The sequence below is a fragment of the Acinetobacter sp. IK40 genome (assembly GCF_035615075.1).
Lineage (GTDB): Bacteria > Pseudomonadota > Gammaproteobacteria > Pseudomonadales > Moraxellaceae > Acinetobacter > Acinetobacter courvalinii.
Map to the genome: position 1 here is coordinate 57,799 of NZ_JANBOE010000003.1, position 26,746 is coordinate 84,544.

26 protein-coding genes are annotated in these 26,746 nt (G+C 44.5%); 2 read left to right on the plus strand and 24 right to left on the minus strand.

The genetic code is table 11. The features are described from left to right. The first annotated feature begins 77 nt into the window (after window positions 1-77). Window positions 78-959: an EamA family transporter gene (locus MSG93_RS06630; RefSeq protein WP_312050394.1), complete on the plus strand. Its 882-nt coding sequence runs from the start codon at window positions 78-80 to the stop codon at window positions 957-959. Window positions 960-1,005: 46 nt separating this feature from the next. Continuing rightward, window positions 1,006-1,866: an EamA family transporter gene (locus tag MSG93_RS06635; RefSeq protein WP_324621079.1), complete on the plus strand. Its 861-nt coding sequence runs from the start codon at window positions 1,006-1,008 to the stop codon at window positions 1,864-1,866. A 106-nt stretch (window positions 1,867-1,972) separates the two neighbouring features. Here the strand turns inward: MSG93_RS06635 and madM are convergent, their stop codons facing one another. From madM to MSG93_RS06755, 24 genes are all read right to left on the minus strand, one after another. Beyond that, window positions 1,973-2,734, minus strand: a complete 762-nt coding sequence (gene madM, locus MSG93_RS06640; RefSeq protein WP_324621081.1) for a malonate transporter subunit MadM — start codon at window positions 2,732-2,734, stop codon at window positions 1,973-1,975. Between the two features lie 45 nt (window positions 2,735-2,779). Then, window positions 2,780-3,181, minus strand: coding sequence for a malonate transporter subunit MadL (madL, locus tag MSG93_RS06645; protein ID WP_005227554.1), 402 nt, complete (start codon window positions 3,179-3,181; stop codon window positions 2,780-2,782). 41 nt (window positions 3,182-3,222) lie between these two features. Continuing rightward, window positions 3,223-4,167, minus strand: coding sequence for a malonate decarboxylase subunit epsilon (gene mdcH / locus MSG93_RS06650; protein ID WP_324621082.1), 945 nt, complete (start codon window positions 4,165-4,167; stop codon window positions 3,223-3,225). A gap of 12 nt (window positions 4,168-4,179) precedes the next feature. Beyond that, window positions 4,180-4,788 carry a malonate decarboxylase holo-ACP synthase gene (locus tag MSG93_RS06655; RefSeq protein ID WP_032883135.1) on the minus strand — a complete coding sequence of 203 codons (609 nt, stop codon included), beginning with the start codon at window positions 4,786-4,788 and terminating at the stop codon, window positions 4,180-4,182. Further along, window positions 4,779-5,606 carry a biotin-independent malonate decarboxylase subunit gamma gene (gene mdcE, locus MSG93_RS06660; RefSeq protein WP_324621083.1) on the minus strand — a complete coding sequence of 276 codons (828 nt, stop codon included), beginning with the start codon at window positions 5,604-5,606 and terminating at the stop codon, window positions 4,779-4,781. The genes MSG93_RS06655 and mdcE overlap by 10 nt, the downstream gene beginning before the upstream one ends. Then, entirely contained in the window at window positions 5,603-6,454 is an 852-nt protein-coding gene (locus tag MSG93_RS06665) for a biotin-independent malonate decarboxylase subunit beta (RefSeq protein WP_324621084.1), read from the minus strand. Before MSG93_RS06665 ends, mdcE begins: the two co-directional genes overlap by 4 nt. Next, complete coding sequence (locus tag MSG93_RS06670; RefSeq protein ID WP_005282772.1) at window positions 6,447-6,746, minus strand: malonate decarboxylase subunit delta; 300 nt, start codon at window positions 6,744-6,746, stop codon at window positions 6,447-6,449. Before MSG93_RS06670 ends, MSG93_RS06665 begins: the two co-directional genes overlap by 8 nt. Window positions 6,747-6,748: 2 nt before the next feature. Next, on the minus strand, window positions 6,749-7,633 hold the full coding sequence (locus MSG93_RS06675) for a triphosphoribosyl-dephospho-CoA synthase (protein ID WP_324621085.1): 885 nt from the start codon (window positions 7,631-7,633) through the stop codon (window positions 6,749-6,751). Continuing rightward, complete coding sequence (gene mdcA / locus MSG93_RS06680) at window positions 7,633-9,312, minus strand: malonate decarboxylase subunit alpha (RefSeq protein ID WP_324621086.1); 1,680 nt, start codon at window positions 9,310-9,312, stop codon at window positions 7,633-7,635. The genes MSG93_RS06675 and mdcA overlap by 1 nt, the downstream gene beginning before the upstream one ends. Before the next feature lie 153 nt (window positions 9,313-9,465). Then, on the minus strand, window positions 9,466-10,236 hold the full coding sequence (locus MSG93_RS06685; RefSeq protein WP_324621087.1) for a sulfite exporter TauE/SafE family protein: 771 nt from the start codon (window positions 10,234-10,236) through the stop codon (window positions 9,466-9,468). 11 nt (window positions 10,237-10,247) lie between these two features. Beyond that, complete coding sequence (truB, locus tag MSG93_RS06690) at window positions 10,248-11,141, minus strand: tRNA pseudouridine(55) synthase TruB (protein WP_324621088.1); 894 nt, start codon at window positions 11,139-11,141, stop codon at window positions 10,248-10,250. 138 nt (window positions 11,142-11,279) lie between these two features. Further along, entirely contained in the window at window positions 11,280-11,651 is a 372-nt protein-coding gene (gene rplS / locus MSG93_RS06695) for a 50S ribosomal protein L19 (RefSeq protein WP_004657502.1), read from the minus strand. 192 nt (window positions 11,652-11,843) lie between these two features. Then, window positions 11,844-12,584 carry a tRNA (guanosine(37)-N1)-methyltransferase TrmD gene (trmD, locus tag MSG93_RS06700; RefSeq protein WP_005282761.1) on the minus strand — a complete coding sequence of 247 codons (741 nt, stop codon included), beginning with the start codon at window positions 12,582-12,584 and terminating at the stop codon, window positions 11,844-11,846. A gap of 45 nt (window positions 12,585-12,629) precedes the next feature. Further along, entirely contained in the window at window positions 12,630-13,178 is a 549-nt protein-coding gene (gene rimM / locus MSG93_RS06705; protein ID WP_004776004.1) for a ribosome maturation factor RimM, read from the minus strand. A 16-nt stretch (window positions 13,179-13,194) separates the two neighbouring features. Then, complete coding sequence (rpsP, locus tag MSG93_RS06710; protein ID WP_004776006.1) at window positions 13,195-13,452, minus strand: 30S ribosomal protein S16; 258 nt, start codon at window positions 13,450-13,452, stop codon at window positions 13,195-13,197. A gap of 163 nt (window positions 13,453-13,615) precedes the next feature. After that, window positions 13,616-14,050, minus strand: coding sequence for a type IV pilin protein (locus MSG93_RS06715; RefSeq protein ID WP_324621328.1), 435 nt, complete (start codon window positions 14,048-14,050; stop codon window positions 13,616-13,618). A gap of 121 nt (window positions 14,051-14,171) precedes the next feature. Then, window positions 14,172-18,689 carry a pilus assembly protein PilY gene (locus tag MSG93_RS06720; protein WP_324621093.1) on the minus strand — a complete coding sequence of 1,506 codons (4,518 nt, stop codon included), beginning with the start codon at window positions 18,687-18,689 and terminating at the stop codon, window positions 14,172-14,174. A 12-nt stretch (window positions 18,690-18,701) separates the two neighbouring features. Continuing rightward, window positions 18,702-19,433 carry a pilus assembly PilX N-terminal domain-containing protein gene (locus MSG93_RS06725; RefSeq protein ID WP_324621095.1) on the minus strand — a complete coding sequence of 244 codons (732 nt, stop codon included), beginning with the start codon at window positions 19,431-19,433 and terminating at the stop codon, window positions 18,702-18,704. Then, window positions 19,430-20,458: a PilW family protein gene (locus MSG93_RS06730; protein WP_324621096.1), complete on the minus strand. Its 1,029-nt coding sequence runs from the start codon at window positions 20,456-20,458 to the stop codon at window positions 19,430-19,432. Before MSG93_RS06730 ends, MSG93_RS06725 begins: the two co-directional genes overlap by 4 nt. Before the next feature lies 1 nt (window position 20,459). Then, window positions 20,460-20,945, minus strand: coding sequence for a type IV pilus modification protein PilV (gene pilV / locus MSG93_RS06735; protein WP_199973304.1), 486 nt, complete (start codon window positions 20,943-20,945; stop codon window positions 20,460-20,462). Next, window positions 20,942-21,445 (minus strand): GspH/FimT family pseudopilin, encoded by a 504-nt coding sequence (locus tag MSG93_RS06740; protein WP_324621098.1) that lies wholly within the window; start codon window positions 21,443-21,445, stop codon window positions 20,942-20,944. Before MSG93_RS06740 ends, pilV begins: the two co-directional genes overlap by 4 nt. Before the next feature lie 318 nt (window positions 21,446-21,763). Continuing rightward, on the minus strand, window positions 21,764-22,180 hold the full coding sequence (locus MSG93_RS06745) for a type IV pilin protein (RefSeq protein ID WP_420714305.1): 417 nt from the start codon (window positions 22,178-22,180) through the stop codon (window positions 21,764-21,766). A 28-nt stretch (window positions 22,181-22,208) separates the two neighbouring features. Next, on the minus strand, window positions 22,209-22,736 hold the full coding sequence (locus MSG93_RS06750) for a type IV pilin protein (RefSeq protein ID WP_324621100.1): 528 nt from the start codon (window positions 22,734-22,736) through the stop codon (window positions 22,209-22,211). A gap of 13 nt (window positions 22,737-22,749) precedes the next feature. Beyond that, on the minus strand, window positions 22,750-26,742 hold the full coding sequence (locus MSG93_RS06755) for a PilC/PilY family type IV pilus protein (protein WP_324621101.1): 3,993 nt from the start codon (window positions 26,740-26,742) through the stop codon (window positions 22,750-22,752). Between the last annotated feature and the right edge of the window lie 4 nt (window positions 26,743-26,746).

Below are 26,746 nucleotides of genomic sequence, written 5' to 3' on the forward strand. Positions count from 1 at the left end.
GCCACAGCTGATGCTGTGGCTTTTTTATGGGCATTTGAATTATTATGTGAATATTATACCGAATGTAAAAAAATAAGATGTCTAACCCTGTACTGAAAACACCTCTGCATGCTTTATTGCTGTTGATGATTGCCATGTTATGTGTACAAGGCAGTGGTTCTTTAGCCAAAATCCTGTTTCAAAGCTTTCCTGTATTGACTGTCTCTGCCATGCGCCTGTTTTTTGGTGCGATGATTCTGGCTGTGATTTTTAAAATCTGGACCATTAATTTTAAAGTGGTGCGCTGGAAAGCCATTCTGACCTATGGTGTCGCACTGGCAGGCATGAATGCCCTGTTCTATTTATCACTTGAACGCTTACCTCTGGGTTTGGCAGTTGCCTTTGAGTTTATTGGTCCCTTAAGTGTTGCTTTATATCATGCCCGGCAGAAATACGATTTCATCTGGGTTGGTTGTGCCATTCTCGGTCTGGTTTTGCTGTTCCCTTTGCAACAGGCCCAGCAAGGTCTCGACCTGATCGGGGTATTGTTTGCTGTCAGTGCAGGTGCCTGTTGGGCACTATATATTATTGCCGGACAAAAGCCTTCCGGTATCTCAGGCAATCATACCGTCTGCTTAGGTATGTCGATTGGCATGCTGTGTCTACTGCCTTTCGCGCTCTTCTCAGGCGCAGTCGACCGGGTGTTTGAACTGCCGAATTTATATTATTTTATTGGTCTTGCGATTTTAGCCAGCGCCCTGCCTTTTACCTTGGAAATGATTGCCCTACGGAGTTTAACCCCACTGAGCTTTGGCACCTTAATGAGTCTGGAACCTGCGGTGGCCGCACTCTCAGGTTTTATTTTCCTCGGTGAAGTATTACTCTGGAATCAATGGCTTGCTTTGGGTACGATTATCATTGCCTCGATTGGCTGTACTTTTACCACCCAACATGCCCGCCAGCAAAAACAGACCAAATAAAAATGCTGCCCGCTCATCCCCTTTTCCATTATTTTTTAGGCCAGTCATGAAAAATATTCAGTTGGTTGCTGTGCTGTATATGGTCCTTTCCATGGTGGCGTATCAGATCAGTGCCTCATTCGCCAAGCAATTGATTGCCACACTCGATCCACTCACCGTGACGATTTTAAGACTCTGTTTTGCCACTATTCTGGTTGCAGTGATGTTTCGTTCCTGGAAGATCATTGCCAAATTAAAGGAACTCAAATGGCGAGATTTACTGTGCTATAGCGCTGCCTTGTGCTGTATGAATATTCTGTTTTACACCTCTTTGGGAAAACTTCCTCAAGGAATTGCGGTCGGTCTGGAATTTATTGGTCCACTCGGTTTAGCCCTACTCTCGATTAAACAGCGCAGTGACTATATTTGGGTGGCATTTGCGATTTTAGGTATTGCTTTAATGGTGCCGTGGCACGATGCCAATGCCCAAAATTTTTCCTATATCGGTGCAGCGTGTGCTCTGAGTGCCGGTTTGTTCTGGGCGCTGTATATTTATTTTGGGCATCGTGTGGTCCAGCAAAACATCGGCATGCATGCCCTGACCATTGCCATCAGTTTATCTGCACTGACCCTGCTGCCTTTTGGGCTCTGGAATAATGCACCTGCGCTGATGGATACCCAATATTGGGGCAAAGCACTGGTGATTGCACTGCTGGCCACAGCGATTCCTTATGCACTGGATTTAATGGCACTGAAACGACTGACCAAGCTCAGTTATGGGACCCTTTCCAGTCTTGCACCTGCATTAGCAGCCTTAGCAGGTCTAGTCCTGCTGCATGAACGAATCAGCCTGATTCAGTGGGTGGCATTGGCTTGTATTATGGTAGCTTCGATTGGGGTTACCTTACGTGGCAGTCAGACAAGCTAGAACCTCACTATAGAATTTTAGCTTTCTTCTCCCCTGTTTTGAGATCGGCTTAAAACGGGCAACTTATTCCACTGTAAATAAGTTGCCTGCACTGACTCTGGATACATTATCCAAAAATGGCATTGACCGTTAGAAAAAATACAGAGGGGCCCAGTAAACAGCCCAAGCCGGTATAAAAAGTTGCGACCAGTGCGCCATAAGGCACCAGACGAACATCGGTACCGGCCAATCCTGCCGCTGTACCACTGGTTGTACCAGCCAGCCCACCAAAGACCATAGCAGAACGTGGACTCTTCAGGTACATAAACTTCGCCATTAAAGGTGTTCCTACCATAAAAAATACTGCTTTAATCAAACCAATCGCAATGGATAAAGCAATCACATCAGAACTTGCACCAATCGCGGTTCCTGTAATCGGCCCTACAATATAAGTCATTGCACCGGCTCCAATAGTCGTCATAGATACAGGATCTTTATATCCCATAATCCAGGCTACCATCGCACCAATCACAAAAGGCACAATACAACCCAGTATCAGTGCAATGAGACCAATTCTACCGGCCTTTTTGACTTCTTTTACATCGACTTCAAATGCAGTCGAGGCAATGGCCAGATCACGGATCATGGCACCGCCCAATAATGCAAAACCAGAGAAGATGGCAATATCGGAAATACCTTTGGTGCCTTGGGTATAAACGCCGGCAAAATATGCCACTACCAGTCCTAAAGTAATGGCAATTGCAGAGCTTTGCAGCTTTCCTTTGGTCAAATATTTGGAAAGCAGATGCGATACAAACATCATCAAACCTGTGACTGCAAGCGCTGTCACTAACGCATTTTTTGTTAATACAGCAATGATAGCATCCATGATAAACATCCTTTTTTTATTGCTTTGTCAGTTAATTATGATTTTTCAGGCAATTTTTTCCTTTGCCTCAATCGTCCATTCATAGGTCTCATAATCGCCACTAAGTTTATTCAGATAACGGATCACCAGCACTGTGCCGATCAGTGATGCGACCGAGACAATCAATCCCAGCATCCCGCCTGAAAGTGCAGCCACGACGTTCTGCCCAGCTGACATTGCCACCACAATCGGAATATACATACCTGACCAGTACAAGATCCCGAACTGTGTCACTTGGGGTAAATAACCTTTTTTTGCCAATAACTCTTTAGAGAGAATCAACAAAATCATTGAGATTGCAACGCCACCGACATTGGCTTTGACACCGATCAACATGCCGAGGGTATTACCCAGATAATCACCGAGTAGGTGACAAATCGCCAAAATTGCTGTTCCATATATAATCATTGTAAATCCCTCATATCCTTGGATTACTTGGTTTTTTTAAATCATATTCCCATAGAAATCTGATTTTCCTGTTGTTTTTGCATGGCCATCCGAATGCTATCTATGCGCGTTCCCTGAAATGACAATACGGTTCCATCTTTAAATATCCGACGTGCAAGTGTGGTAAGTACCGTGCCGGGTAAAGCTTCGACCTGTAACCTGACACCTCGTTCCCATGCAGCCTGAAGTGTACTTTCCCAATCCACAGTACGGCTCATATTAAAAGCCAGATCATCCGCAATCTGTTCTGGCTTGCGCAAGATACGTGCCGTGGTACCACTTAAATAACCAATTTTAGGCTGCTTTAGAGTGACTCCCTCCATCGATGTCGCAAGTTGCAGTGCTTGCTGACTTAATAATTCACAGTGCGATGGCACCGCTACATCCAGTTTCTTTGCCACGACACCCTGCTGTTTCGCCAATCCAGCAACTTGATTCATGGCTTCAAAACGTCCTGAAATCACGATCTGGTTATGCGCATTGATGTTCGCGACATATACCTGTGGCGTTGTTGTCGCAACCTGTTTTATCCATGCCTCAACTGCTGAACGATCTGTACCAAGCAACGCTGTCATGCCATAGCCTGCCGGATAAGCGTTTTGCATGAGTTCACCGCGATAAGCGACCAGACGGACGGCATCTTCGTACGCTAAAACGCCTGCAACCACTGCAGCCGACCAAGCACCAATCGATAGCCCCGCAACATAGTCCGGTTTTAAGTTTTCAGCACTGAGTAGCGCTGAACTGATTACGCCAGAAATGAGGAGGCACAACTGTACCGCTCGTGTCGATTGCAATGCCGCTGCACTGTCCAGCAGCAACACATTTTCTTTGAGTGCATCCGAGGCACGCTCAAGGTGTTCTTTCACCAGCGTGCTTTGCGGCAGATCATGCAGCATATTGCTTCTTTGCACACCTTGCCCTGGATAAACCCAAATTGAAGCCATGATACCTATTCCCTAATGCCATGGATTTCCGACTAAAACAGCGCCATCGGGCCGTTTTAATAGTACTTTCCCGCTATTCCGTGCCCATTCTTTTAAAGCCAATCCGCCTTGGGGGAGCTGTAACTGAATATCCACATTCAACCCCACTTGTTGAAAATTTTCGAGTAGCTCAATCGCCAGCTGTTTGGCAAAAGGCTGTTCCGTGCGAAGCAGCAAATCGATGTCACTTTGCGCAGTGACGGTTGCAATCCCCGTTGCCAGCTCAAAGCCAAAACTTCCTGTATATCCCCAACATCCTGAAAAGTTTTTCATAATGCTGGAAATGCTCTGTAAGCGTTCTGCCAGATGCTTAAACTGATGTATTGCTACCTGAGTTAATGCTTCTGGCTTGAGTTGTCTGGTGATCGTTGATCGAGACATCACAGCGGCGTATCGTTGATGACGAAACTGACCTCTGATCCCCACCGCAACCTGATCTGCAGCGGTTATGGCCCGGCGAACCACCACCGGATCGCCACGCTGTAATACCGCCTTCACCCACAGCGGTGCATCTTCAGCCAAAGTATCGGCTGACATGCCCCACAATAAATCATGGGCTTCAAGCTGAGCAGTCATGACCATTGCTCACGCAATAATTCACGCACCCGCTTAGACATTTGACGATTTTGGCCGTGAAGTCGATGTTCCAGTCCTCTCGATTGCTCGGCATTAATGGCTTGAAATGCTCGCGCAATTACCTGCTTCGCTAACAAAAGATCATCGTTTGTCGGTTGTTCAGGGTTCTCAACAGATAAAAGTTCAGATAACAAACCCAGTGTTGCATAACTTTCAATGTCATAAGCCATTGGCGGAATGCTTGATGCCAATTGTTCAAGCTCATCCACTGATCTTAAGGTGACACGAGCGGCGGATTCTTTCCCCATGGCATGCACCATAACACCTGAGTCTTTTAAGGCAATCATACGATTGGCTTGATAACCGTGCGCCAAAAAAGCCCCTGACATTGATTTGCCTACCAGTAAACTCACAATAGGATGTCCTGCCATTCTGGCTCTGGCATAGCTATCTACTGCACCTGCTAATGCTTGATGGATACCCAGCAATTCTTCACGGCGCCCATAAGCCTGACTCGGCACATCTACCACACATAAAATGCCGCGTTTCGTTTCAGTATTTGCATCAGCTTGAATCACTTCATCAACTGCCTTTGCCAAGCTCCAGCCTTCTACCAGCCCAACTTCACCCTGCCGTGCTCGTGGGAACGGATTATTGCTGTCCTGAACCACTGCAATAACACGTACCGCCTGTTGATCAAGCTGTCCGTCCGCCACCCAGACTGAAGCCGGGAAACCTTGAGCCACCTGAAAGCCCTGCGTGACTGCCTTAAACCAGTGTGCGCCTCGAGTAGAGGCTGTTAATGTCTCAACTGCGCTATTCATGCCGATTCTCCCTGATACAAAGCCTGAACCTGTGCTGGCGTGATCTGCTCCGCAGTATCGACTTGTTGTAGCTGAGCTAAATAAAACGGGTAATTTGAACTTCGATGTTGAAGAGGCAAACCTTGCTGCAAATAATCAATCACTTGTTGCCGGATTTTATTGCGGTCATCATCCACATATGCATCGGCCAGACCACTGGCAAAGCGCTGGCTGCCACCGGTAATACTCCAGATAAACGGACGATCTTTGGCGTTATATTCCTGTATGCCCGCTTCTTGCTCAATCACTTGCGGGCCATTGAGTCCCAAACGCCCCTCTTGTGTCATCACGATATAACTGCATAATCCGGCAGCAATCGACATCCCGCCAAAGCAGCCAACGCTCCCCGCGACCACTGCAATCACGGGCTGATACTGACGTAAATTCACGATAGCAGCCTGAATCTCGGCTATTGCAGCCAAACCCAGATTGGCTTCTTGCAAGCGAACACCACCCGTTTCTAACAGTAATACTGCAGCAGTGGGAATGCCGTTGAGGTTGTCTTCTACCGCCAGCTCCAAGGCACCCGCAATTTTGGCGCCACCGACTTCACCCAGGCTCCCGCCTTGGAATAAGCCTTCAATCGAAATTAAAACCACAGGGCGTTGTTGAAGAGTCCCCTTGGCAATCACCACCCCGTCATCCGCTTGCGGCACAATATTCTGCTGAATAAGCCAAGGAGACATCACCCGTGCAAATGGATCAAGCAATTCTCGAAAAGAGCCATCATCCAGCAAAGCTTTGGCACGTGCTCTTGCACTCAGCTCAATAAAATCCTGTTTATTGAGCAAATCCTGAATGTCAGTCATGTTCAATCTCCTCGAATGCCTGTTCCAGACGTAAGCGAACCACTCCTGGGGTAGCACCAAAATCATGGATCTCAATATTGACGGCAGGGGGAATCTGCGCCGTAAAAATTCGTTCAAATAAATTCTTCCAGCGGGTCGCACTGCCATCCACCGAAGTGACCACCTGAATAGCGGTTTTTCCGGGCTCTCCAGGTTGCATCAAAATTTCCAGGTCACCCGACCCAACACAACCAACCAAGGCTTGTTTTACAGGGGGTTCTGTGGCTATAAACTCAAAATGAAGTGTTTCCATACTCAAACTCCCGCTTTATTCCTGAAAGAGGATTGCTCAACACGATCGATAAATAATGTCGCGGCCAATAAATCTGCAGCACCGCCAGCGGAGGCTCTCATGCGCAGCAAGTCAATCTCTAAAAAATGTAATGCACGTCGACCTTCCAGACTTGAACTGCCGCCCAGATCCAGTACCTGCTGTGCCCCTTGTTGCATCCGTTTTAAACCCTTGGCGCCTGAACGATAAAGCACGCAGGTATCGCTCAGATCCGTCATCATGGCCAGTAAGGCATCCAAACGGGCAAAGTCTTCTTTCATCGGTTTCTGGCGACTTTGCTTCAGTTGCTTTAGACCCAAATTCACAATGCTCGGAAAGCCTTGTTGTGCCTGTAGCTTTGCACCTGAAATGCCTAGTTTTTGCTGTACCTGCTGCCCATGACTTAAACCCTGCTCGGGAATAAAGCGATCTTCAAGCCGGGCAATCTGCCCTGCCAGCTGACATAATTCAACCGCAGATAAATATTGCTGCTTCGCGCGTGCCAAGGCTGCCGCAGTGACCATTAAACCCAAGGCCCAGATGGCCCCGCGATGTGTATTGACACCCTCTGTCGCCAACATCATGGCCTTTTCACCTTGCCGACCAATTTCACCAATCTCTTCACGTAAGGCCAGACATAGGTCAGCATGATGCATGGCTGCTTGAGCCATTGCCTCGAACATGGGCTGTAAACTTTTTGCCGAACGCTCCATTAATGCCAAGGTCAGGTCAGCATGCGCCCCACTGCCACGGCGATCAACCAGTGCCGGTTTTGGTGTCAGATTGACTTCATCAATCAGAGCCTCTACTGCCATCTCTGCCAGAAGCTGACTATCGCTGAGGGGTTGATATTGAATTTGTGCCATCATTACCAACTCCTGAATCTTGCAGGGGGTTGATATAAGCCATCTGACCACGTCACCAAGTCGGCAATATTTTTTGCCGCTAACAGCTCACGTGTGGCATCGGTACGGCGAATGCCTAAATCCTCAGGAAATACCACTAGACCTTCACGTCTTAAACGCGCCGTGGTTTTCGGGTCTTGGCTTAAACCAATACTGGTCACACCTGCCACCGCAGCAATCATAGCTTGACGCTCTTCCTGGCTACTGGCTTTATACAGATAAGCAATGCCTTCTTCGGTCAGTAGATGAGTGACATCATCGCCATAAATCATGATCGGCGCTAACGGCAAACCAGCCGTTTTAGCCACATCAATCGCATCCAGACGATCTACAAAAGTCGGCTTACCGCCCTCTTGGAAGGTTTCCACCATTTGAACAACTAACTTTTTACCACGTGCCAAATAGGTTTCTGTTTCATTGGCGCCCTGCAAACGCATATCCAGCCACGCTGGGGTATCATGACGCCGACCACGTGGATCATGCCCCATGTTTGGTGCACCACCGAATCCTGCCAAACGCCCCTTGGTCACAGTCGAAGAGTGGCCCATGCCATCAACCTGCAATGTCGCCCCGATAAATAAATCAACCGCGTACTGACCTGCAAGCTGACACATCATGCGGTTGGAACGTAACGCACCGTCACGGCCAGTAAAGAAAACGTCAGGGCGAGCAGCAACATAATTTTCCATACCCAGCTCGGTACCGAAGCAATGTACGCTTTCAACCCAGCCTGTTTCGATGGCTGGAATCAGGGTCGGATGTGGATTCAGTGTCCAGTTCCGACAGATTTTTCCTTTTAATCCTAAAGACTCACCATAGGTGGGTAAAATCAGTTCAATTGCTGCGGTATTAAAACCAATGCCATGATTTAACGATTGCACATTATGCTTTTCATAAATACCGCGAATCGCCATCATCGCCATGAGCACATGCACAGGCTTGATATGTTTTGGATCCCGGGTAAATAGCGGTTCGATATAAAAAGGCTGGTCTGCCACCACCACATAATCCACCCAGGAGGCAGGAATATCGACACGTGGCAGCTCTGAAACATCGTCGACCAGTTCATTGACCTGAACAATAACAATACCGTCGCTAAATGCTGCAGGTTCAATCAGCGCAGGAGAGTCTTCAGTACTTGGGCCTGTGTAAATATTGCCTTGACGGTCTGCCATAAAGCCCGCCGAAAGCACCACGTTGGGAATAAGGTCGACCACCAAACGCGAATATAGTTCGATATAGGTATGAATCGCACCGACTTCCAATAAGCCATCTTCAATGAGCTGGCTAATGCGTAAACTCTGCGGGCCCGCAAAAGAAAAATCCAGCTTACGCGCAATGCCTTTTTCAAACAGATCAAGATGTTCTGAACGGCCTACACTCGGCATGATCATATGCAGATCATGCAATACATCCGGATTGGTTTGCGCTAAAGAACGTGATAAAAAATCGGCCTGTTTCTGGTTATTACCTTCGAGTACCACTTTATCACCGGGTGTGATCAGTGTTTCCAGGACTTTGATAATATCTGAGGTGGGAATGACGACACCATCGGTGTACGACTTGACCATATCCAGCTTGAGTTGTTTGGCCTGACGTCGCTTGTTCCATAGCCCCTGTTTATTCTGAACTGAACCTTCCATGTATGCTTACCTATAGATCACAGTTTTATTCTGAATCTATAAAAGCGCTTTATGAAATTTTGATCAATCAACCTACCGCGCCAGTTATTAACCTCAGGTTAATGATTGCTGAGCAAGGAGGATAATCCTAGGGCGGATAGTCTCGATGATGAATCAGCTTCCACTCAAAATTTGATAGCCCAAACGGCAAATCAAGATACTCACCAGAATCAGGAATAAAATACGGATAAAGCCACTGCCATATTTTAAAGCCAAGCGGACACCCAATAATGAGCCTGCAATATTGGCAACTGCCATCATCAAGCCTAAGGCAAACAGTACATGACCTGTGGGAACGAAAAAGCTTAATGCCGCCAGATTAGTCATTAGATTGCCAATCTTTGCCAATGCCGAGGCATGTAAAAAATCGACCTGCAAAAACCGAATAAAAAAGAAAATAAAGAAACTGCCTGTACCTGGACCGAAGATGCCATCATAGAAACCAATGGCTAAACTACCGATTGCAGCCAGTACCAGTAACTTTGGCGTGATCTGCTGATCGACATGGACTTGCCCAAACTGCTTTTTGGCGAAGGTATAAATCGCAATCACAATCAGCATGACCAAGACAATCGGTCTTAAAATATGTGTCGGAATCAATGACACACAGGCGGCACCAATAAAGGAACTGATAAAGGCAAACAGCGCAATCACGCCTAACAGCGACCACTGTAATTTTACCCGTCGTACAAATGAAAATGCAGCCGAGCCTGTCCCACAAATGGATGCCAGCTTATTGGTGCCAAATAAGGTGGCAGGTGCGGTCTGTGGTAAAGCACCCATCAATGCGGGAATCTGAATCAGCCCACCTCCACCGACAGCGGCATCAATGGTTCCGGCACAAAAAGCAAAGAACACCAGTGTCAGAATCAGTTCCCAATCCATGGACAATATCCTTATAGATTTAACAAACGTTTAGGGACCAGACGTTTTTTATCAGTGATTTCAGCCAGACCGAGGCAACGTTCGCCATCAAACACCAGCACTTCAGGCGCAGCTTCATGATCAATATTGCTTTCCTGACCATTGCCGAAATATTTTTCACGGCCTTCTGGCAATTGCACGCGCGGGAAATGCTCAACAGGTGCATACACAGGTAACAATAACGCATCGCGCTGTTCTTGGGTCAGACTTTCAAGATACTCAATGGTATAACCTGGATTAATCTCAAAATGTCCGGTTTGGGTACGATGTAACTTGGTGAGGTGTCCACCGCAACCCAAAGCTTCACCAATATCTTCACCCAATACGCGAATATAGGTACCTTTCGAACAGGTCACATCCAGCGTCAGGCTATCTTCAGAGAAATCCACTAGGGTTAAATCATAAATGGTTACTGGACGTGCTTCACGTTCAATCTCGATCCCTTTGCGCGCCAGTTCATACAATGGACGGCCTTCACGCTTCAATGCTGAATACATTGGTGGAACTTGCTGAATATCGCCTCTGAACTGTGCCAGCACCTGTTCAAGACCTTCCGCCGTTAAAGCTGGTACTTCTCTCTGCTGGAGAATTTCACCTTCAACATCACCGGTCGCTGTGGTTTGTCCTAACTTGACCGTGGTTTGATAACGTTTGGTTGAATCGAGTAAATAATGTGAAAATTTGGTCGCTTCCCCCAAACAGATCGGCAATAACCCGGTCGCCAATGGATCAAGCGCCCCTGTATGGCCAGCCTTTTGCGCATTAAACAGACGACGCACCTTTTGTAGTGCCGAGTTAGAACTTAAACCTAAGGGTTTGTTTAATAGGAATACACCGCTTAAATGACGGTAAGCACTTTTTTTCATAAAAAGAAAAGTCAAAGCATAAAGACCTATTTTAGCAAAACTAGGTCGAGGATTTAGAAAAGGATTGGCTTTTAAGCACAAACAGGCATAAAAAAATGCGCCAAAGGCGCATTTTTTTGCTTTATAACAAAGTTAAAATTAACCTTGTTTACGAGCTGGTAACTTTTCACGAATACGTGCAGCTTTACCAGACAACTCGCGTAGGTAGTAAAGTTTAGCACGACGAACGTCACCACGACGTTTCACTTCGATCTTAGCAACGATTGGAGAGTGAGTTTGGAAAACACGCTCAACACCAACACCGCTAGAGATTTTACGAACTGTGAAAGCAGAGTTTAAACCACGGTTTTTCTTCGCGATTACAACACCTTCAAATGCTTGAAGACGCTCACGGTCACCCTCTTTTACTTTAACTTGAACGATAACTGTATCGCCCGGTGCAAAAGCAGGGATGTCTGATTTTAACTGTGCATTTTCAACAGCTTGAACTAAAGGATGTTTACCACTCATGTGGAATCTCCAATATGTGCGGGAGAGAAGAGGTCTCTGACGCCGCTGGGAATAGAGGCTAAAGCGCATATTTCCCGTTTAACTTTCCCCTTAAGACAAACGTCTTAAAGAGCCTATTTTTAACTTAAACAATGTTTAAGTAGAACTCGAAGCAAAGCTTCTCGTTGGGTGCGAAGATTAACTGATAGCAGTTTAACCTTTCGAATTTTTTAGCCATTTCATTTGCTGCTTGCTCAACGCTACTTTTTCAACCAGTTCTGGTCGACGATCTAAAGTTCGTTGATAACGCTGCAAAAAACGCCATTTCTCAATATTGGCATGATGTCCTGATTTAAGTACCTCAGGCACATCCAGCCCTTCAAAATGGTCAGGCTTGGTATATTGTGGACAATCCAGCAGACCATCCACAAAAGAATCTTGGATCGCAGATTGCTCGTCAGTCATGACATTCGGCAAACGGCGAATAATACTATCCAGCAACACCATGGCAGGAAGTTCACCACCCGATAAAACGTAATCCCCGATTGACCATTCCTGATCAACATAATGCTGGATTAAACGCTCATCGACACCCTCATAACGTCCACACAATACAATCAAACCATCATAATCAACGAATTGTTGTACTGCCTGCTCATTCAAGGTTTTGCCTTGCGGTGACATATACACCACTGGGGCATGAACACAGCCTGCTTGTGAAGCAAGTTGTTTGGCATGATTAATTGCTTTTGCCAAAGGCTCAGCCATCATCACCATACCAGGGCCACCACCGAAAGGACGTTCGTCCACCCGTTTGTAATTGCCCTCAGCAAAATCTCGTGGGTTAATGCAAGTCACTTGCACGATGTCACGCTTTGCTGCACGTCCGCTAATCCCGTACGCTGTAATCGCTTCAAACATTTCAGGAAACAATGTGATGACTGCAAAAAACACCGCAGACTCCTCTATTTTCCTGCTGCGCTACTTTCCCCAAAAGGATTAGTAGTCTACGCCCCAATTGACGTAAATACGACCAGCTTCAAGATCAACGCGTTGTACCACATCTTTATGCCACGGAATCATTCGCTCTTCAGCATCAACACTATCAGCAGTCGCTTTGACCACCATGACATCATTGGCACCGGTTTCAAACAGTTCGTAGATTTGACCGAGATTGACTTCCTGTTCTTCATCATCAAGACCTAACACCGTTAGACCTTTAAGATCAGACCAGTAGTACTCGTCTACATCTGCTTTTGGAAGCTGAGATTTGGCAATCCAGATATTTGCGCCAACCAGATTTTCTGCACCCGTGCGATCATTTACGCCTTTTAATGCAACAACCAAGCCTTTGCCATGTGGTTTCCAACGTTTCACATCTATGGTTTGCCAACCTGCCTTGGTCTCAATGTACCAAGGAAGGTAGTCAAACATATTACTCATAGGTTCAGTATTTGAATAAACCCAGAGCCACCCATTCAATCCATAAGCTGAACGTAACTGTCCAATCTGAATACGATCTTCTGGCACATTCTGTGTCGATGTCATGGGCTACCTACTACAATTACGCAGCAGTTGCAGCTTTTTTAGCTTGAGCAGCTAAAGAAGCAACGCGCTCTGAAGGCTGAGCACCTTGAGCAACCCAGTGAGCAAAACGGTCAGCGTCTAAACGAACTTTTTCAGCTTTACCTTGTGCAGTTGGGTTAAAGAAACCAATACGTTCGATGAAACGACCGTCACGTGCGTTACGGCTATCAGTTACAACGATTTGATAGAATGGACGTTTTTTTGCACCACCGCGCGCTAAGCGAATAACAACCATGAGAACAACCTTATAATTTTTACGGATTATCCCTGCGCCGACCATCGGCAACACTTCAAACCCCTTTCATAGAGGGCGATATTCTACGTTAAATCGACGCTGAAATAAAGATTATTTTTCGGCTTATCCACAGCTTTGAATTTAATTGATAAAATCTGCCGGCTTACCAGTCTTCCTGCCCGAGTCCACAAGCTTGAGCGGTTATATTTGCAGGTGTTTTGGTCTTACATTTAATTCCCGCACTGGTCAAAAGCAAGGAATAATTTCGGGGGTTTTCACTCACCGTTGTTAAAGCCCATGTTTGCGCATTCAGCGTTAAGGTCATGGTAAATTTCTGCTTGCCGCTGCTTGCATCCAAAGGTAACAACAGGCTGTTATTGCTTGCACTCGCTACCGAATAATAGGGTCCCTGATTGGTCGAGGTGCCTTTCAGCACAAAACCATCGTAACTAAAGTTACGTGCCCGGTGTTTTTCCAGCAGTTCTGCAACCTTAAGCATCTCCTGTTGTGCCGTAGACAGTTCCGCACGACGGATATAGACCTCATAACTCGGTATAGCAATCGCTGCGATAATTGCAACAATCGCCACCGTAATCATCAGTTCAATTAAGGTAAAGCCCGCCACGCCGAGCTTTACCAGAGCCAGTCTATGCCACTCCAAAGAGAAAGCGTGTATATCTCTCCCTCTCTTTAGAGCAAAATGATGGCATCTCTTGCTTTTATTCATTACGTTCATACCAAGTCAGTGGAACCAGTTGGCGACGCATGGTATTCGCAGATAATTTGCTACTTCCGATTTTATCCTTGGCATTCGGATTAAGTAACTGACGGGTAATTCCATTTTTGTCATTGAGTCCGATACCTGCGCCCACCATCGATTCAACAATTCCATGCCCGGCGCCAAAGCTCATCGTGCTATCTTTGACATCTTGTTCACAAACCCCAAAAGGTAAGCAATAACGTTGCACTGTCGTAGCACCATTGGCTTGAATTTTACAACCATTCCCTGCAGTAGTATTTGGATTATAAACACTGACATAGAGACTCTTGTTCATCACCACCATTTCGCCCAGAACTTTACTTCCGGTCTGGCTGCTTAAAGCCGTCTCATTCCCCTGGTCATCCAGCTCTTTTCCAACAACGCTATTGGCTTGTACATACCAGCCATTTGGAATCATGGCCTTGACTTGCACCAGATTTTTGCCTTTTAGATCACTGGCTGTCAGCATCGCTTTAAGATCCGTTGCCAAAAGTTTTGGCGTGCTACTACTATTACCGATCGAAAAGTTGCTGCGCACCACATCCTGATCAAAAATATTATAAACCGTACTACTTGAGTTCTTATCGCTATATGGCAGGCTGCGGTTTCCTGAGGCGATACTCACCACGGCAAGAGGTTGCTCATAACCGTAGACACTAAAGTTTGGTGCTTCATAGAAACGGCTATTGCTATCTTTAAACAGCATCGTATAACTGCCACATCCGCTATCTTTGGTTCCAAGATCCTTATTCAAATCGATCCGCCAGACTTGTCCTCCCAAGTCACCAAAATAAAGATGATCAGCCAGTCCATCTCCGTCTCGGTCCACTGCATTGATCCGGCTCACCACACTATATAAGTCTTTCATTTTCATGCCATGATTGCTATCTCCAGAACCACATGATGTGCTTTGATTATCGCCGCCTGCATACCAGATCAGGTCACCATTGTCTGCATCGAACATATATACCATACGTCCTTTGGTTGCATTGGTAATCACGGGTGCGGTTTTTTCATATTCCATATCATAGCCACCGCCAACAACCATGACACGTTTTGCTGCACCGTTATACATAATGCTGGTAATGGTCGGTTTAGACCAGCTTTGCCCCATCGCAGCTAAAGCCGTATTGGTGGTGGTTTTATAAGACCCATCAGCTTGCAGGCTAATAATGCGATTACGATCCGGATCAATATGAAATTTAAGTTTGGGTTGACTGATGTCGCTGAGATCCAGGGCGTAATAACTGCGTCCTCCCATACGTAAACCACCATAGGCGATTTGCTTACCTTTCGCGACAACTTTACCATCGCTCTTGATCTCGCCCACAGTCGCGACAATCTCACTGCTGACGCTACCACTACTCACCGCTTTCATGCCGTAAGCGTATTCGCTATACATGGTCCAAGCGCCATCGACCCCATAAGCCATATCAGCTTTTACACCCGCTGGCTTTTCCAGAAATGCTTTGCTTTGCTGGGTATTTTCCAGCATTTCATTCGGTACAAAAGCAAAACTTTCTTCACCGGTTTTGGCATCAACCACATGTAAAACACCTTGGGTGGTGCCAAATAACATATAGTCCTTACGCTCTTTTACACTGTTGTCTGCATTAAAGACCGCTTCCTGAGTCAATTTAACCGGTGTGGAATGCAGGTTCATACCCACTTTCCAGTTGGTCCGGTTTGCTTCTGTCAGATCTGCTGTAGTTGCGGCATTCCCCACGTTATATCCCAACAGATTCATCAGCAGATAACCTTTATCATCGGAACGGGCTGTTGTAGCGGAGCCACATTTGATGTCCAGATATTTATTATTAATTGTCTTTAAGGCACCCACTTCAGTGAATTGATAGGCGGTGGTATTGTCAATTTGCTGACAGTCGCGATTGATCAGGACTTTACGCTCTGTAATGATCGGCTTGGTCGGATCTGAATTATCGGTTTTATTTTTCAGATTTTTAAGTTTGGCAAGTAACCCGCCCTTATTCCAGTCCTGTACATCATAGCTGTTTGCTGAAATATCCCAGGCATCTTTCAGCTTATTCACCGAGTTGTCTGTTTCAACGTAGTATTTTTTGAAGTTCCCGATCCAACTGGCTTTTTCAGTCGGTTCAAACATACTTTTATAAACATCGTTACTCATGCGATAAGGCGTAAGCGGATCTTCAGGTATCGTCTGCAACCCGATCGGATCACCATCGGTTACACCTAAATTATCGTGAAAATCCTTAATACTTTGCGCAATATTCTGGCTATTGGCTGCGTTATACCACCCCCCACCACCAATCACACCCCAACGCGCCATATTCTTGATGTCTTCTGGATTACGCGGTAATAAACGATCTAACAAACTGGTAATTCCTGTGGTCAGGCCACTTCCAATCAGACTATTTGGTAATAAACCATCCAAGAGGGAACCAGTTACGCCCAGCAAATCTCTTACCGCTTTAGGCACAATACCTGTTAACAACTGATCCTGTGCAACATTGGTAGTTGAAATCTGGGTTAGGCCTTTCGTATCCGTGCTATTTTCTTGTCCAGCGATATATTCAGGAAGTTGTAAGAAAGAGCGATCAAGACCAATCACGGCCGTCTTAATTGGATTGGTTTTTAATGCACGAATATCACGTGCATAGGCGCCGATACACTGCCATGTCGCAAAGTCAGTATTGTCATTTGAGTTCTTGTTATTACCAAGCGTGGTCGACTTCAAATCTGTTGAATTACATCTAAAACTCCAACTATCATTCAAACGGCCATCTTTATATTGAACATTTAAACTCTGAGAGTTATCCAAAGAGCGCGCCATTAAACGTTCCATTGCGACCTTAGTCGCTTCGGATTGGCTGCCTTTAGGTTGTAATAAAGAGTCAGTTAAAGTCGGTGCTATTGTCGGTACGCCGCCCGCAATGACCATTAAGCCATTGGCATCGCATTGTGGGGCAGTTGAAGGTGCTTGATAAAAATTACCGTTACTTTTAATCAGTGGATTAATTGTACTGTTATTCTTTTGGCTATCCGTAAAACCGCTATATTTCGCATTTACATCAGAGCGATATTCATAATATATCTCTTGTGATCCTACACTTAATATCCCTAACACATTGAGCAAATTCGCATCAACAGATTTATAGCCATTCGTATCTAGACTACCTAGACCTAAAAACCCAACATCATCCCAAGTTGCACATGTTGTACCATCTGTCTCCCATCCAGTACATTTATAACTAGTTGGAATTCCCAACCCTCCTATTTTAAGAAGATAATTGCGTTTTCCATATTGTCTTGCTCCAGTCCCTTTGGTGGTATTGCCAAGTAAATAAGCTCCTGTTTCTGCATAGGTACTTGCCATTGGATTGTTACCACCTAGCCCCAGCATATTCAAAACATCTTTTAATGCATTGTTAGTGTTTTCTAAATTTAAGAGTTCACCCACTGCATCAAATGGATTCTTTAAAACTCGCCCAAGCGTTGCAACCACATCATTAAGCAAACCACCCACCAGTTTAGGAACAATCGTCAATAAACTTTGCAGATTAAACTCACCTTTTGAGTCCATATTGGCGCTGGCAATATAATCAATGATGTGCTGACGATGACTCTGTGTTTTTCCGTTATAGGTATAGACATCACTCAGCAATTTAGGCTCAAATACAATTGCCCCAGCACGATCATTGGCAATATGGTTATAAGGTGAAATTGATAAACCGACCATAGTACTATCAGGTATCCGCTCCATATCTGGCAGACCCGCCTCACCCTTCTTACCTTTTAACACATCCGTCAGCGCCATACGGACGCGGGAGTTTTTATCGTAGCAGCGATAAATTCCCACAGTAGATGAATTGGTAATGGATTTGAGTAAACTAATATCAATCAACGGATCGCAGGTTTCACGAATATACTGTTCTGCCGATAAACCTGTTTTTACCCCTAATAGACCATTCAATAAATTATCTAACAGCTTGACGGTTGCATCTGTTGTTACGACCGTACAGGATTGGCGCGGGAATGGATACGTCGTATTCGGCTGTTCAGTTTTGATTTCAGCAATCGAATCTAAAATTCCTTGTCCCTGTCCATTGCCGAGCACACCTTTCAAAATCGCCTGATTAATCAGATCAGTGGCTTCTTTTGTGACATTAATGAGATCGGTCTGACCTGCAATTTTTATACCGAGATTTAATCCATTTTTACCCAGTACATCGGTAACACCTTGATCAACACAGAGTGGATAGTCTTTCACTAGGTCTAATAATCCTGCTCCGCCCATACTACGAGACTGGTCCACCATCAGCATTAAACGTTTTTTATTGCCTGCTGCAGGTTGATAAATTTCAATATCACTGGCTGATGCCACCGATGAAAGAATGAGAAGGCTGGACAATACTGTACAGCTTAGCAGCAAGCCTTTAACTTTATTCTTGTGCTGACCTTCATATCTTTCTAGTTTCTTCATCTTGTTATTATTCATGGCATTTCCCCCTTATGAACCTGTTGGTTCAAAGTCAGACAAGAAACGATATTCTGCGACTTGTATGTTATATATCGGTTTTTCTGTATTTTTTTTAAGACAGCTGGCAACCTCATTGACGCCGTTATTATCGATGCTCTTGGTCAGGCAACCTTTGTCAGGATCATTGTCTGCTTTAAATAAAGCATCAGCCGTTAACAACCCTTGCATCACCGACACCACATAGACACGCAAGCGAATATTGTTCTCGGTCTTTGCTCCTGTTACCTCTGTCCCACGGGATAGATCAGCAAAAGGTTGGGTCGGTGTTAACTGTCTTTTGATATAGACCTGAGTCACCACCTGTTTACGGCCACTTGAGGTTTTTGCCGAGGTTTCAGTACATGCACCCGCACCAGAGCTATTAATGTTAAAAGATTGGCTGTTTAGCCGATAACCCGCTTTACTCAAGGCAAAGGGATCTGCTCCTGAAAAGCAAAATACCAGCTCTGCATCTTTGTTATTTTCATTTTTAAAGAATCCGACTACACCATTTGCAGAAGCAAGATTTTGCTGCGTGTTTGGATCTTGAAAATACATCAGGGCTGCATCCGCATTCTGGGCCAGCAAAGTCTGGATCTGATGATTACTCACCAGCTTCAATGAACTGATACTTTGACGTATCGCCAGTGTCCCAATAATCGTAATCATTAATAAAATCATGAGTACAACAATGAGTGTCGCACCACGTTGAGCCTGAATCATGTTCCAGTCCCCCCATTTGTACAGGTTGTGGTTTTGCTGCTATCACAACCTTCTGAAACCCACCCCATTGCATTGCGTAAAGAGACGGTTTGATTCACGACCTGACGTAAATAATTATCCTGATAGGCCGGTATCAGCTTGACGGAAGTCCCCAAGACCTGAAATGGTTCTTTATTGCGTTCTTTAATAATCGACTGGTTGCCCGTTTTGTCATCAGAACGAACCAGCACGCCTAATTGAATGGCATGGACATGCGGTCGGACAAGTTGTGTTATCCCATCAATATTTTTTGAAGTTGCTTTTAAAGCCATATAGTTTTTAATATCGGCATAAGCCAAGGTACTGTTGGCACTATTGAGATCACCGTCCATATAGCCCAAACGCACCTGAAAGAAATCGACATTGGGTAAAATCACCTGACTGCCTGCCCAGGCAAGTTTCAAACGATCTGTTGAGGTTTTTGCATCAAGTGAAGCCTGACGATATTGGGCTGCCTGACAGCGTAGGGATTGACGTGAATCCTTTGCGGTTGATCCCACATAATAACGCTGTACCACAAATGTCCCGCTACTCACGTCTTTGCCCGAGCAGTCCAGTCCGCCTTGGGGTGCTTGGTAACGGATGAGTAACTGGTCATTGGTCAGCCCCGTCACATTGGCATTGCCAAAACTGCTAAGCTGGTTATTGGCAAAGCAATCTGCACAATTCAGATCAATTTTTTCACCGACATTGTTTGAAGTCAGCAGAATTCCGGCATAACCAATCTGGTCATTGACTGCAGGTACAGGTGAGCTCAGATTGGCTTTACGGATATCATCTACAATAAAATTCAGGCCTAAACTGGCGTTGTCCTGAATATGTGCCATGGCTTTTTGCAATTTATAACTGGTAATTCCGGTGATAAAGAGTTGAATGGCCGCTGCAACAATCAGTAGCCCTAAAGTGAGTGAGATCATCAACTCAATCAGGGTAAAGCCAGATTGGCTGTTGCTATAGGATTTACAGTCTGCGAGGCTTTTATCCATGTTAATACGCCTCCAGAAACAGGCAGTGTGATCCTGAAACATAAGCCCCATCTTTAATACATGAGGCAATTCCATCATTTCCTGCCAGATTGGTTTCATCCCAGGCGACATAAATACATTGTCGGTTATTACCAGTTGGGCATTGATCTACAGCAAGATTCATCCCGCTGTCTTTGGCTTGTAGGGCCGCATTCTGTAAATCCTGTATCGCGATTTTTTCAGGTTTATCCGCTACATTTGATACTGACGTTTTTGGGACTTCTACCGCTGCAACCTTATATTTTCCAGCCCGGGTCGCCTGTGGATTGGCACGCATTTTCTCTGCCAGATCACGTGCAATGGTTAAGGCAATCACCTGTTTATTGGCCTCCAGACTGGAATCCACTGCCCGTAGTTGCAAGGCCGCAAAACCCAATACGCTGATCGCCAATAAGACCAGCGCGACCAAGACTTCGACCAGCCCCACACCTTGTTGTTTTATCTTCATGGGCAGGCTCCTTCCGTGATAATGGTATCCCCGATTACCCCCACCCGAACACAATAGGAAAGGCCTTGTCGCTCCAACACAAAGTCTTTTTGTGCAGCAATACTGCCATTCGTTCTAAAACTGAGACTTGTCGCAGAGCCATTGGTTTGAGACACGCCATTTTCTAAACGGGCAATAAAAATGCGTTGTGTTTCAGTTTTGGGAATCGCAATTGCAGTTGCACAGTCTTCGAGTGATAAAGATGCCAGACATAGGCCGGTAGTCTGGCGAAGTAAAACGGCTTGGCTTCTTGCTTCTGACACCTTCATAGTCAGTTCACGTACCGAGGACTCTAACTTTTGGCGGTTATACATGGCAGCAAATGAAGGAGCTGCCATTAAAGCAATGATTGCCAAAACAGCGATGGTGATGATCAGTTCAATCATCGTAAATCCCGAGCGAGGTTTAACCTGTGCACAAGATAAAGAGAGATGCTCCACGTCGTAATGGGCTTGTTGCATATAGTCCTCCATATGCACAAATCTTTTTGTTGTAACAGCGCTCTCAAGTATTTTAAGTAAGTAAAATCAATTCATTATATCAATGAGAGAGGCACTATTTTTTCGTGATTGTTTTCATGTTTAGTTATCAATTTCAACCTAAAATACACGAAAAGCTACCATTAGGGGATAAAAGGTATAGAACAGCAGATAAGTGATAATTTGATCACATTTACTTGTTATTATTGTTAATAATGTTAAATGAATTAAAAAAAAGTATTTATAAAAAAAGCAAACCGCTAGGATTTGCTTTTTTATGAAGCTATTACAGTTATAAGGCTAACGACCATCCCAGTTGCTGGTTGCAGAGGGAACACAGGCCGTACCACTATTCTTATCAGAGCCTTTGGTCCAGCAGCGCTGTCCGCGGTTATTTAAAACCAGATGACCATCGCCAGTTTGTGTTCCTGTGGGGGTTGCGGTCAAAGTCCATGTGCCTGCAGCTACATCAGACAACTGTAAATTATATAAAGTTAATCCAGTCTGTGGACTTAGACCATTGTGATGAATATCATCCAAAGTAATCGGCACCCCATTTTTTAGAAATGTAAAATTGATAACCTTATAACGCTGTAAACGAGCAGCAATATCAAGCATTTCACTTTCCACGGCCACACGTTTAGTCTTTCTTACATATTCATTGTAAGAGGGATACGCAATCGCAGCCAGTATGCCAATCACCGCAACAACGATCATTATTTCAATCAGGGTAAAACCAAGGTTCTTACCAGTTTTCACTATCTGCTCCACAAGGATTCGTTGATGCTAATTTTGTGCTGGTCAATACTTCAGACCCAATGAGTTTATCTTTTGTTCTACAGCGAACGCCTCCACTTGTTAAGAGATAACTATAATTTTGGTCTTGTAGAGCATTGCACGTGGTACATCCTGATCCATAATTTACTGTAGAGTTCGCTTCCGCCAATATCACCCATCCTTGTCCTAAAGCATTGGTGTCATTCAATGCTACTGTAGGCACAGTAGCATCTCTAACAAGTATCGTATATTTTTTTTGCGAACCAACGGTACTAACAGGAACGGCCATAGAAGTCGTTGTAAAACCTCTATAATTTAAATTACGTGCTTTATGTTGCTCTAGTAAAGTCGCTAAACGCTGCATTTCATGCTCTGCCTGAGAGGCTGCACCACGACGCGCAAACTGCTGATAACTCGGTATGACAATTGCAGCGAGGATAGCAATAATTATCAACACCACCATTAACTCAATCAAGGTAAAACCTTTATGTTTCATAAAAGTCTCCTCATTAACGCTCATACCAACGTTGAGAAACAAATTTAGTTTTACCCTTATACTTTCTCAGTGTTTTATCAGTTGCTAGATTGAGAACCATTCCTCGATCTCGGTTTATGCCACCAAAGCTAATACCAACATTCCCTTTACCCAAGAAAATCTCATCATCTCCGCTCCCTGAGCCAGAACCACTGCTTACAGGTTTACATGCAGCATCGCCATAAGGTAAACAGAATAATTTTGAATTACTTTCGCCGCGCACCCCTCCATAACAATCAACATCTTCAATATCCTTGGAGGAGTCAAAAATACTTACATACAAGTCACTATCGATTGCTACAGAATCATTCAATATCCGCTTTTGAGTACCGAGTGGATAATACCACCCCCCATTACTCAATGCTGTCTCTACAGTTCCAGTCGTATTTTTTACAAGTTTTTTCCCTGTTGCACCATCTGGCTTAATATCATGTGTATATAACTCACTCTCTGCTAAAACAGGCAAGTTACGACGGGTAACATCCTTGTCATATACCACATAAACCGCATCCGCATCATTAGTTGTAGCAGACATTGGATAGCTCACATTTCCAGAACCAATACTGATAGCTGCAAATAAACCACCAGATGGTACGCTGTGTATGGTAAATGCAGGTGTATTATAAAAACGAGGAGGTTTCGTTTCTCCGGACATATCTAAGATACGTACGACACGTGTAGCAAAGTTTTCCCCATCTGTTGCAACACCTGCTTTAGTAGAAGCATTTAAATCCACGCGCCAAACCTGCCCCCCTAGATCACCAAAATAAAGATGATCAACAAGCCCATCACTATTACGGTCAACTGTTTTGATGCTACTTACTACACTACGCTTCATGTCAGCAGCATATGTTTTATTCGCTGCTGTATTAGAAGAACCCGCGTTTGCACTCGTCCACCACAATAAACTGCCATCGTTGGCATCAAACATGTATACCCCGGCCCCCTGATCAATATAGCTAGATGAAGGCAGGTAGTCGGCCGAATTCTCATAATTCGTATCGTATCCACCGCCAACAAACATGACGAGTTTACGTTTTCCTTGCCAATTTACCCATGCAATCGATGGCTTCGACCAGCTTTGTCCCATACACCCTAATCCATTGCTAGCACTACAGGTTCCAGTAGGGTTAATACGGAATTTAAGCTTTGGCGTACCTCCAGCTGAGGTCACATCTGACAGATCTAATGAATAATAGCTCTTCCCCCCCATACGTAAGCCACCATACAACCACTGCTTACCACCATTGGCGCTTGCAACACTAACAACAGGTTCATTGGTTTTAGTACCTGCTTTTGTCGCATATTCTGTATATGCAGTCCATTGCCCATCTATTCCATATTGTAAGGCTGGATCTTGACTTTCTTGAGTTAAAAAGCCAGCAGATTGATTCTCGATCATTTCATTTGGGACAAAGACAAAGACCTCTTTACCCGCATCACTATCTGTCGCACTCTTACCTGCGCGTACGACATGTAAAAGACCTTGGGTGGTTCCAAATGCGATGAGATCATCACGATCATCATAACTAATCGTTTCTGTTTTCTCATCGTACTTAGTCGTACCTTTTTGTGTGATCAAAATTGGTTTTGAATGCATGACAGCTCCCATTTGACGGAGCGTTGCATTCGATTGAATCAAGAAATTATTAAATGCAGTATTACTGGCCTGTGTCAGCCCAGAAGCCATTGCTTTTGTGACATCATAGCCAAATAAAGCGGCTAAATATCCTCGTTTTGAGTCATAACTAAAATTATTCGTTGCATTATTATTTTTTAAATCCGTTGTAGAGATTTTTAAAAGATCCCCATTCTCTATCGGATTCGCTACATAAGTTGCATTATCATTTGCTAGACTGATCTTACGATCTGTAAATATAGCCCTTTCTAGAGCGACAGGATTGGTGCCAGTTGTGGTTGCCGAACCTAAAAGTAGACGACTTAATGCGCCACCAACTCTAACAGTATAATCCACCTCCTTATCTACATTATTCACTGTTTCAATTTTAGTGATGACTTTGGTAATTGATTGATCTGCCCAATAATCATTTGGATTATCAACACTTTCACCTTTTTTTGTACCAGATGTAATCATTACATTGGCATTATCCTGATCTTTTAGAACATTATTGACCACTTGGTACTTTTTCAGGTTTCCGACCCAAGTAGTAACTTTGGCATTGGGTGCTGGATCAAATTGTGGGAAATATCCCCATGGTTGAATATTTTGAGTATCAAGATTATCAACAGGAATTGTGACTGAACCTGTAGTTACAGGAGGGATATACTTTTGTAGTTTTTTAAGGAATGCTAGTACACTATTAATGACATCTTGATCATTATTACCAATATAGCTCCCACCTTCACCTAGCACTCCCCATTTATCAGCATCTTTTTCATCTGAAGATCTTTTACTACTAAAATCTGAACCAAAGCCTACTACAGCTGTTTTAATTTTAACTCCAGCAGGATTTAATGCAGGGTCCAACAATGCTTTAGCATATGCACCAATACAATCCCAACCATTTGGAGTAGCCATACCGGATGTATAACCACTTGTATAATTACCTAACGTACTTGTGTTGCTACATGAAAAAGAACTTGCTTTAGAACCTAAAGACTTTTTCATAAATGCTTCTAATACATCACGTCTATATTGATTTGGGGCATTGCCCATATCTTTATAATAGGTTGGTGCGCCGTCTGTTAAAAAATATATCCCTTGTGTATTGCACTGTTTCGTTGAACTTATTGAAGCGGGATTAATATAATTCGTTGCACCACTAATATTCGTTGTGTTTGCAACAAAACCAGACATTGTTGTTGCGTTTGTAACGCCCGCTGTAGTCTGTCCCATTAAATATGCAGCAACCTCTGCATACGCATATGCGGTAGGTGTGCCTCCATCAGGAGCTAACCCATTTACAGCACGAAGCATCTTCTTACGATGTGTCTCTTTAGCTGTACCATAATACGTCGTCGTAACAGTATAGGAACCTGTCGCACTTTGAGTATACGTCCTTGTACTGGTTATAGTCGCCGTGCGTCTCTGGTCATTTTTACAATTAGCACTATTATTTGTACACGAAGCTGAATCACTTACTGGCCCATAACTTATAGGTAGATCTTGCTGTGGTGAGTAAGAGCCCAATTGAGCAATATTAGTATAACTTGGCGTTGAACTCGCTGTTTGTGGTGTCAATGTATCAAAATCAGCTAATGTTTTTGTCGAACTTTCCCATTGTGTACAGTTATAGGGGCTATTATTGCTCCATGTAATACACTCTTTAGGATTAATAGCACTGCTCGTTGGAGTCCCATTGCCTGTTAATGTCCAATCAGGTGTATTAGAATTACTCCAACTCCCCCCACTGCTATTATTGGTCTCGGTAGACCAACTTGGATTTGTCCAGTTTGTTACTGTAGAAACATCACACCAATTTTTTATAATAAAACCACAGGTCTTAGTCCTAGTTCCTGTCAGAGTCCTAGTCTGTGTTGTTGATCCCCATGTACGACTTTGTGTAACTGTACGTGTTGCAGGCTGAGTAAAGGTTTGCTGAGTTTGAAAAATAGGGCGACTTCCTGGAAGCGCTGTTTCTTCTCCTAAAGCTCGAGCTTCTAATTTAATACGACCAAAAGGTCCATTTGCTTGACCTGAAGAACTAAACTCAGACAAACCTGTTACAAGCTTATCTGGTAAAGGTGCGATCCCTGCTGCCGCGTCTCCTTGTAATAATTTAGTCATACCATTTTTTACACTATTAATTCGACTGACACTCCCACCATCTGTGGATGTCATACTTCCGGAAACATCAACCATAAACATGATCGTTGTTTCGGAGGTCTGAGGAGCCTTATAAAGCTCTACATCACTTGCTTGGGTAGACACAGCAACACTGGTTACCATGGTCATTGCAGCCGTTTGACAAGCAACGACTATTTTTTTTAGTTTCATAATTTTCATTGCA

Coding starts and splice junctions, on each gene's coding strand:
- MSG93_RS06630 (WP_312050394.1), top strand. CDS start 78: ATGTCTAACCCTGTACTGAAAACACCTCTGCATGCTTTATTGCTGTTG.
- MSG93_RS06635 (WP_324621079.1), top strand. CDS start 1,006: ATGAAAAATATTCAGTTGGTTGCTGTGCTGTATATGGTCCTTTCCATG.
- madM (WP_324621081.1), bottom strand. CDS start 2,734: ATGGATGCTATCATTGCTGTATTAACAAAAAATGCGTTAGTGACAGCG.
- madL (WP_005227554.1), bottom strand. CDS start 3,181: ATGATTATATATGGAACAGCAATTTTGGCGATTTGTCACCTACTCGGT.
- mdcH (WP_324621082.1), bottom strand. CDS start 4,167: ATGGCTTCAATTTGGGTTTATCCAGGGCAAGGTGTGCAAAGAAGCAAT.
- MSG93_RS06655 (WP_032883135.1), bottom strand. CDS start 4,788: ATGGTCATGACTGCTCAGCTTGAAGCCCATGATTTATTGTGGGGCATG.
- mdcE (WP_324621083.1), bottom strand. CDS start 5,606: ATGAATAGCGCAGTTGAGACATTAACAGCCTCTACTCGAGGCGCACAC.
- MSG93_RS06665 (WP_324621084.1), bottom strand. CDS start 6,454: ATGACTGACATTCAGGATTTGCTCAATAAACAGGATTTTATTGAGCTG.
- MSG93_RS06670 (WP_005282772.1), bottom strand. CDS start 6,746: ATGGAAACACTTCATTTTGAGTTTATAGCCACAGAACCCCCTGTAAAA.
- MSG93_RS06675 (WP_324621085.1), bottom strand. CDS start 7,633: ATGATGGCACAAATTCAATATCAACCCCTCAGCGATAGTCAGCTTCTG.
- mdcA (WP_324621086.1), bottom strand. CDS start 9,312: ATGGAAGGTTCAGTTCAGAATAAACAGGGGCTATGGAACAAGCGACGT.
- MSG93_RS06685 (WP_324621087.1), bottom strand. CDS start 10,236: ATGGATTGGGAACTGATTCTGACACTGGTGTTCTTTGCTTTTTGTGCC.
- truB (WP_324621088.1), bottom strand. CDS start 11,141: ATGAAAAAAAGTGCTTACCGTCATTTAAGCGGTGTATTCCTATTAAAC.
- rplS (WP_004657502.1), bottom strand. CDS start 11,651: ATGAGTGGTAAACATCCTTTAGTTCAAGCTGTTGAAAATGCACAGTTA.
- rimM (WP_004776004.1), bottom strand. CDS start 13,178: ATGACATCGACACAGAATGTGCCAGAAGATCGTATTCAGATTGGACAG.
- rpsP (WP_004776006.1), bottom strand. CDS start 13,452: ATGGTTGTTATTCGCTTAGCGCGCGGTGGTGCAAAAAAACGTCCATTC.
- MSG93_RS06715 (WP_324621328.1), bottom strand. CDS start 14,050: ATGATTACGGTGGCGATTGTTGCAATTATCGCAGCGATTGCTATACCG.
- MSG93_RS06720 (WP_324621093.1), bottom strand. CDS start 18,689: ATGAATAATAACAAGATGAAGAAACTAGAAAGATATGAAGGTCAGCAC.
- MSG93_RS06725 (WP_324621095.1), bottom strand. CDS start 19,433: ATGATTCAGGCTCAACGTGGTGCGACACTCATTGTTGTACTCATGATT.
- MSG93_RS06730 (WP_324621096.1), bottom strand. CDS start 20,458: ATGGATAAAAGCCTCGCAGACTGTAAATCCTATAGCAACAGCCAATCT.
- pilV (WP_199973304.1), bottom strand. CDS start 20,945: ATGAAGATAAAACAACAAGGTGTGGGGCTGGTCGAAGTCTTGGTCGCG.
- MSG93_RS06740 (WP_324621098.1), bottom strand. CDS start 21,445: ATGCAACAAGCCCATTACGACGTGGAGCATCTCTCTTTATCTTGTGCA.
- MSG93_RS06745 (WP_420714305.1), bottom strand. CDS start 22,180: ATGATCGTTGTTGCGGTGATTGGCATACTGGCTGCGATTGCGTATCCC.
- MSG93_RS06750 (WP_324621100.1), bottom strand. CDS start 22,736: ATGAAACATAAAGGTTTTACCTTGATTGAGTTAATGGTGGTGTTGATA.
- MSG93_RS06755 (WP_324621101.1), bottom strand. CDS start 26,742: ATGAAAATTATGAAACTAAAAAAAATAGTCGTTGCTTGTCAAACGGCT.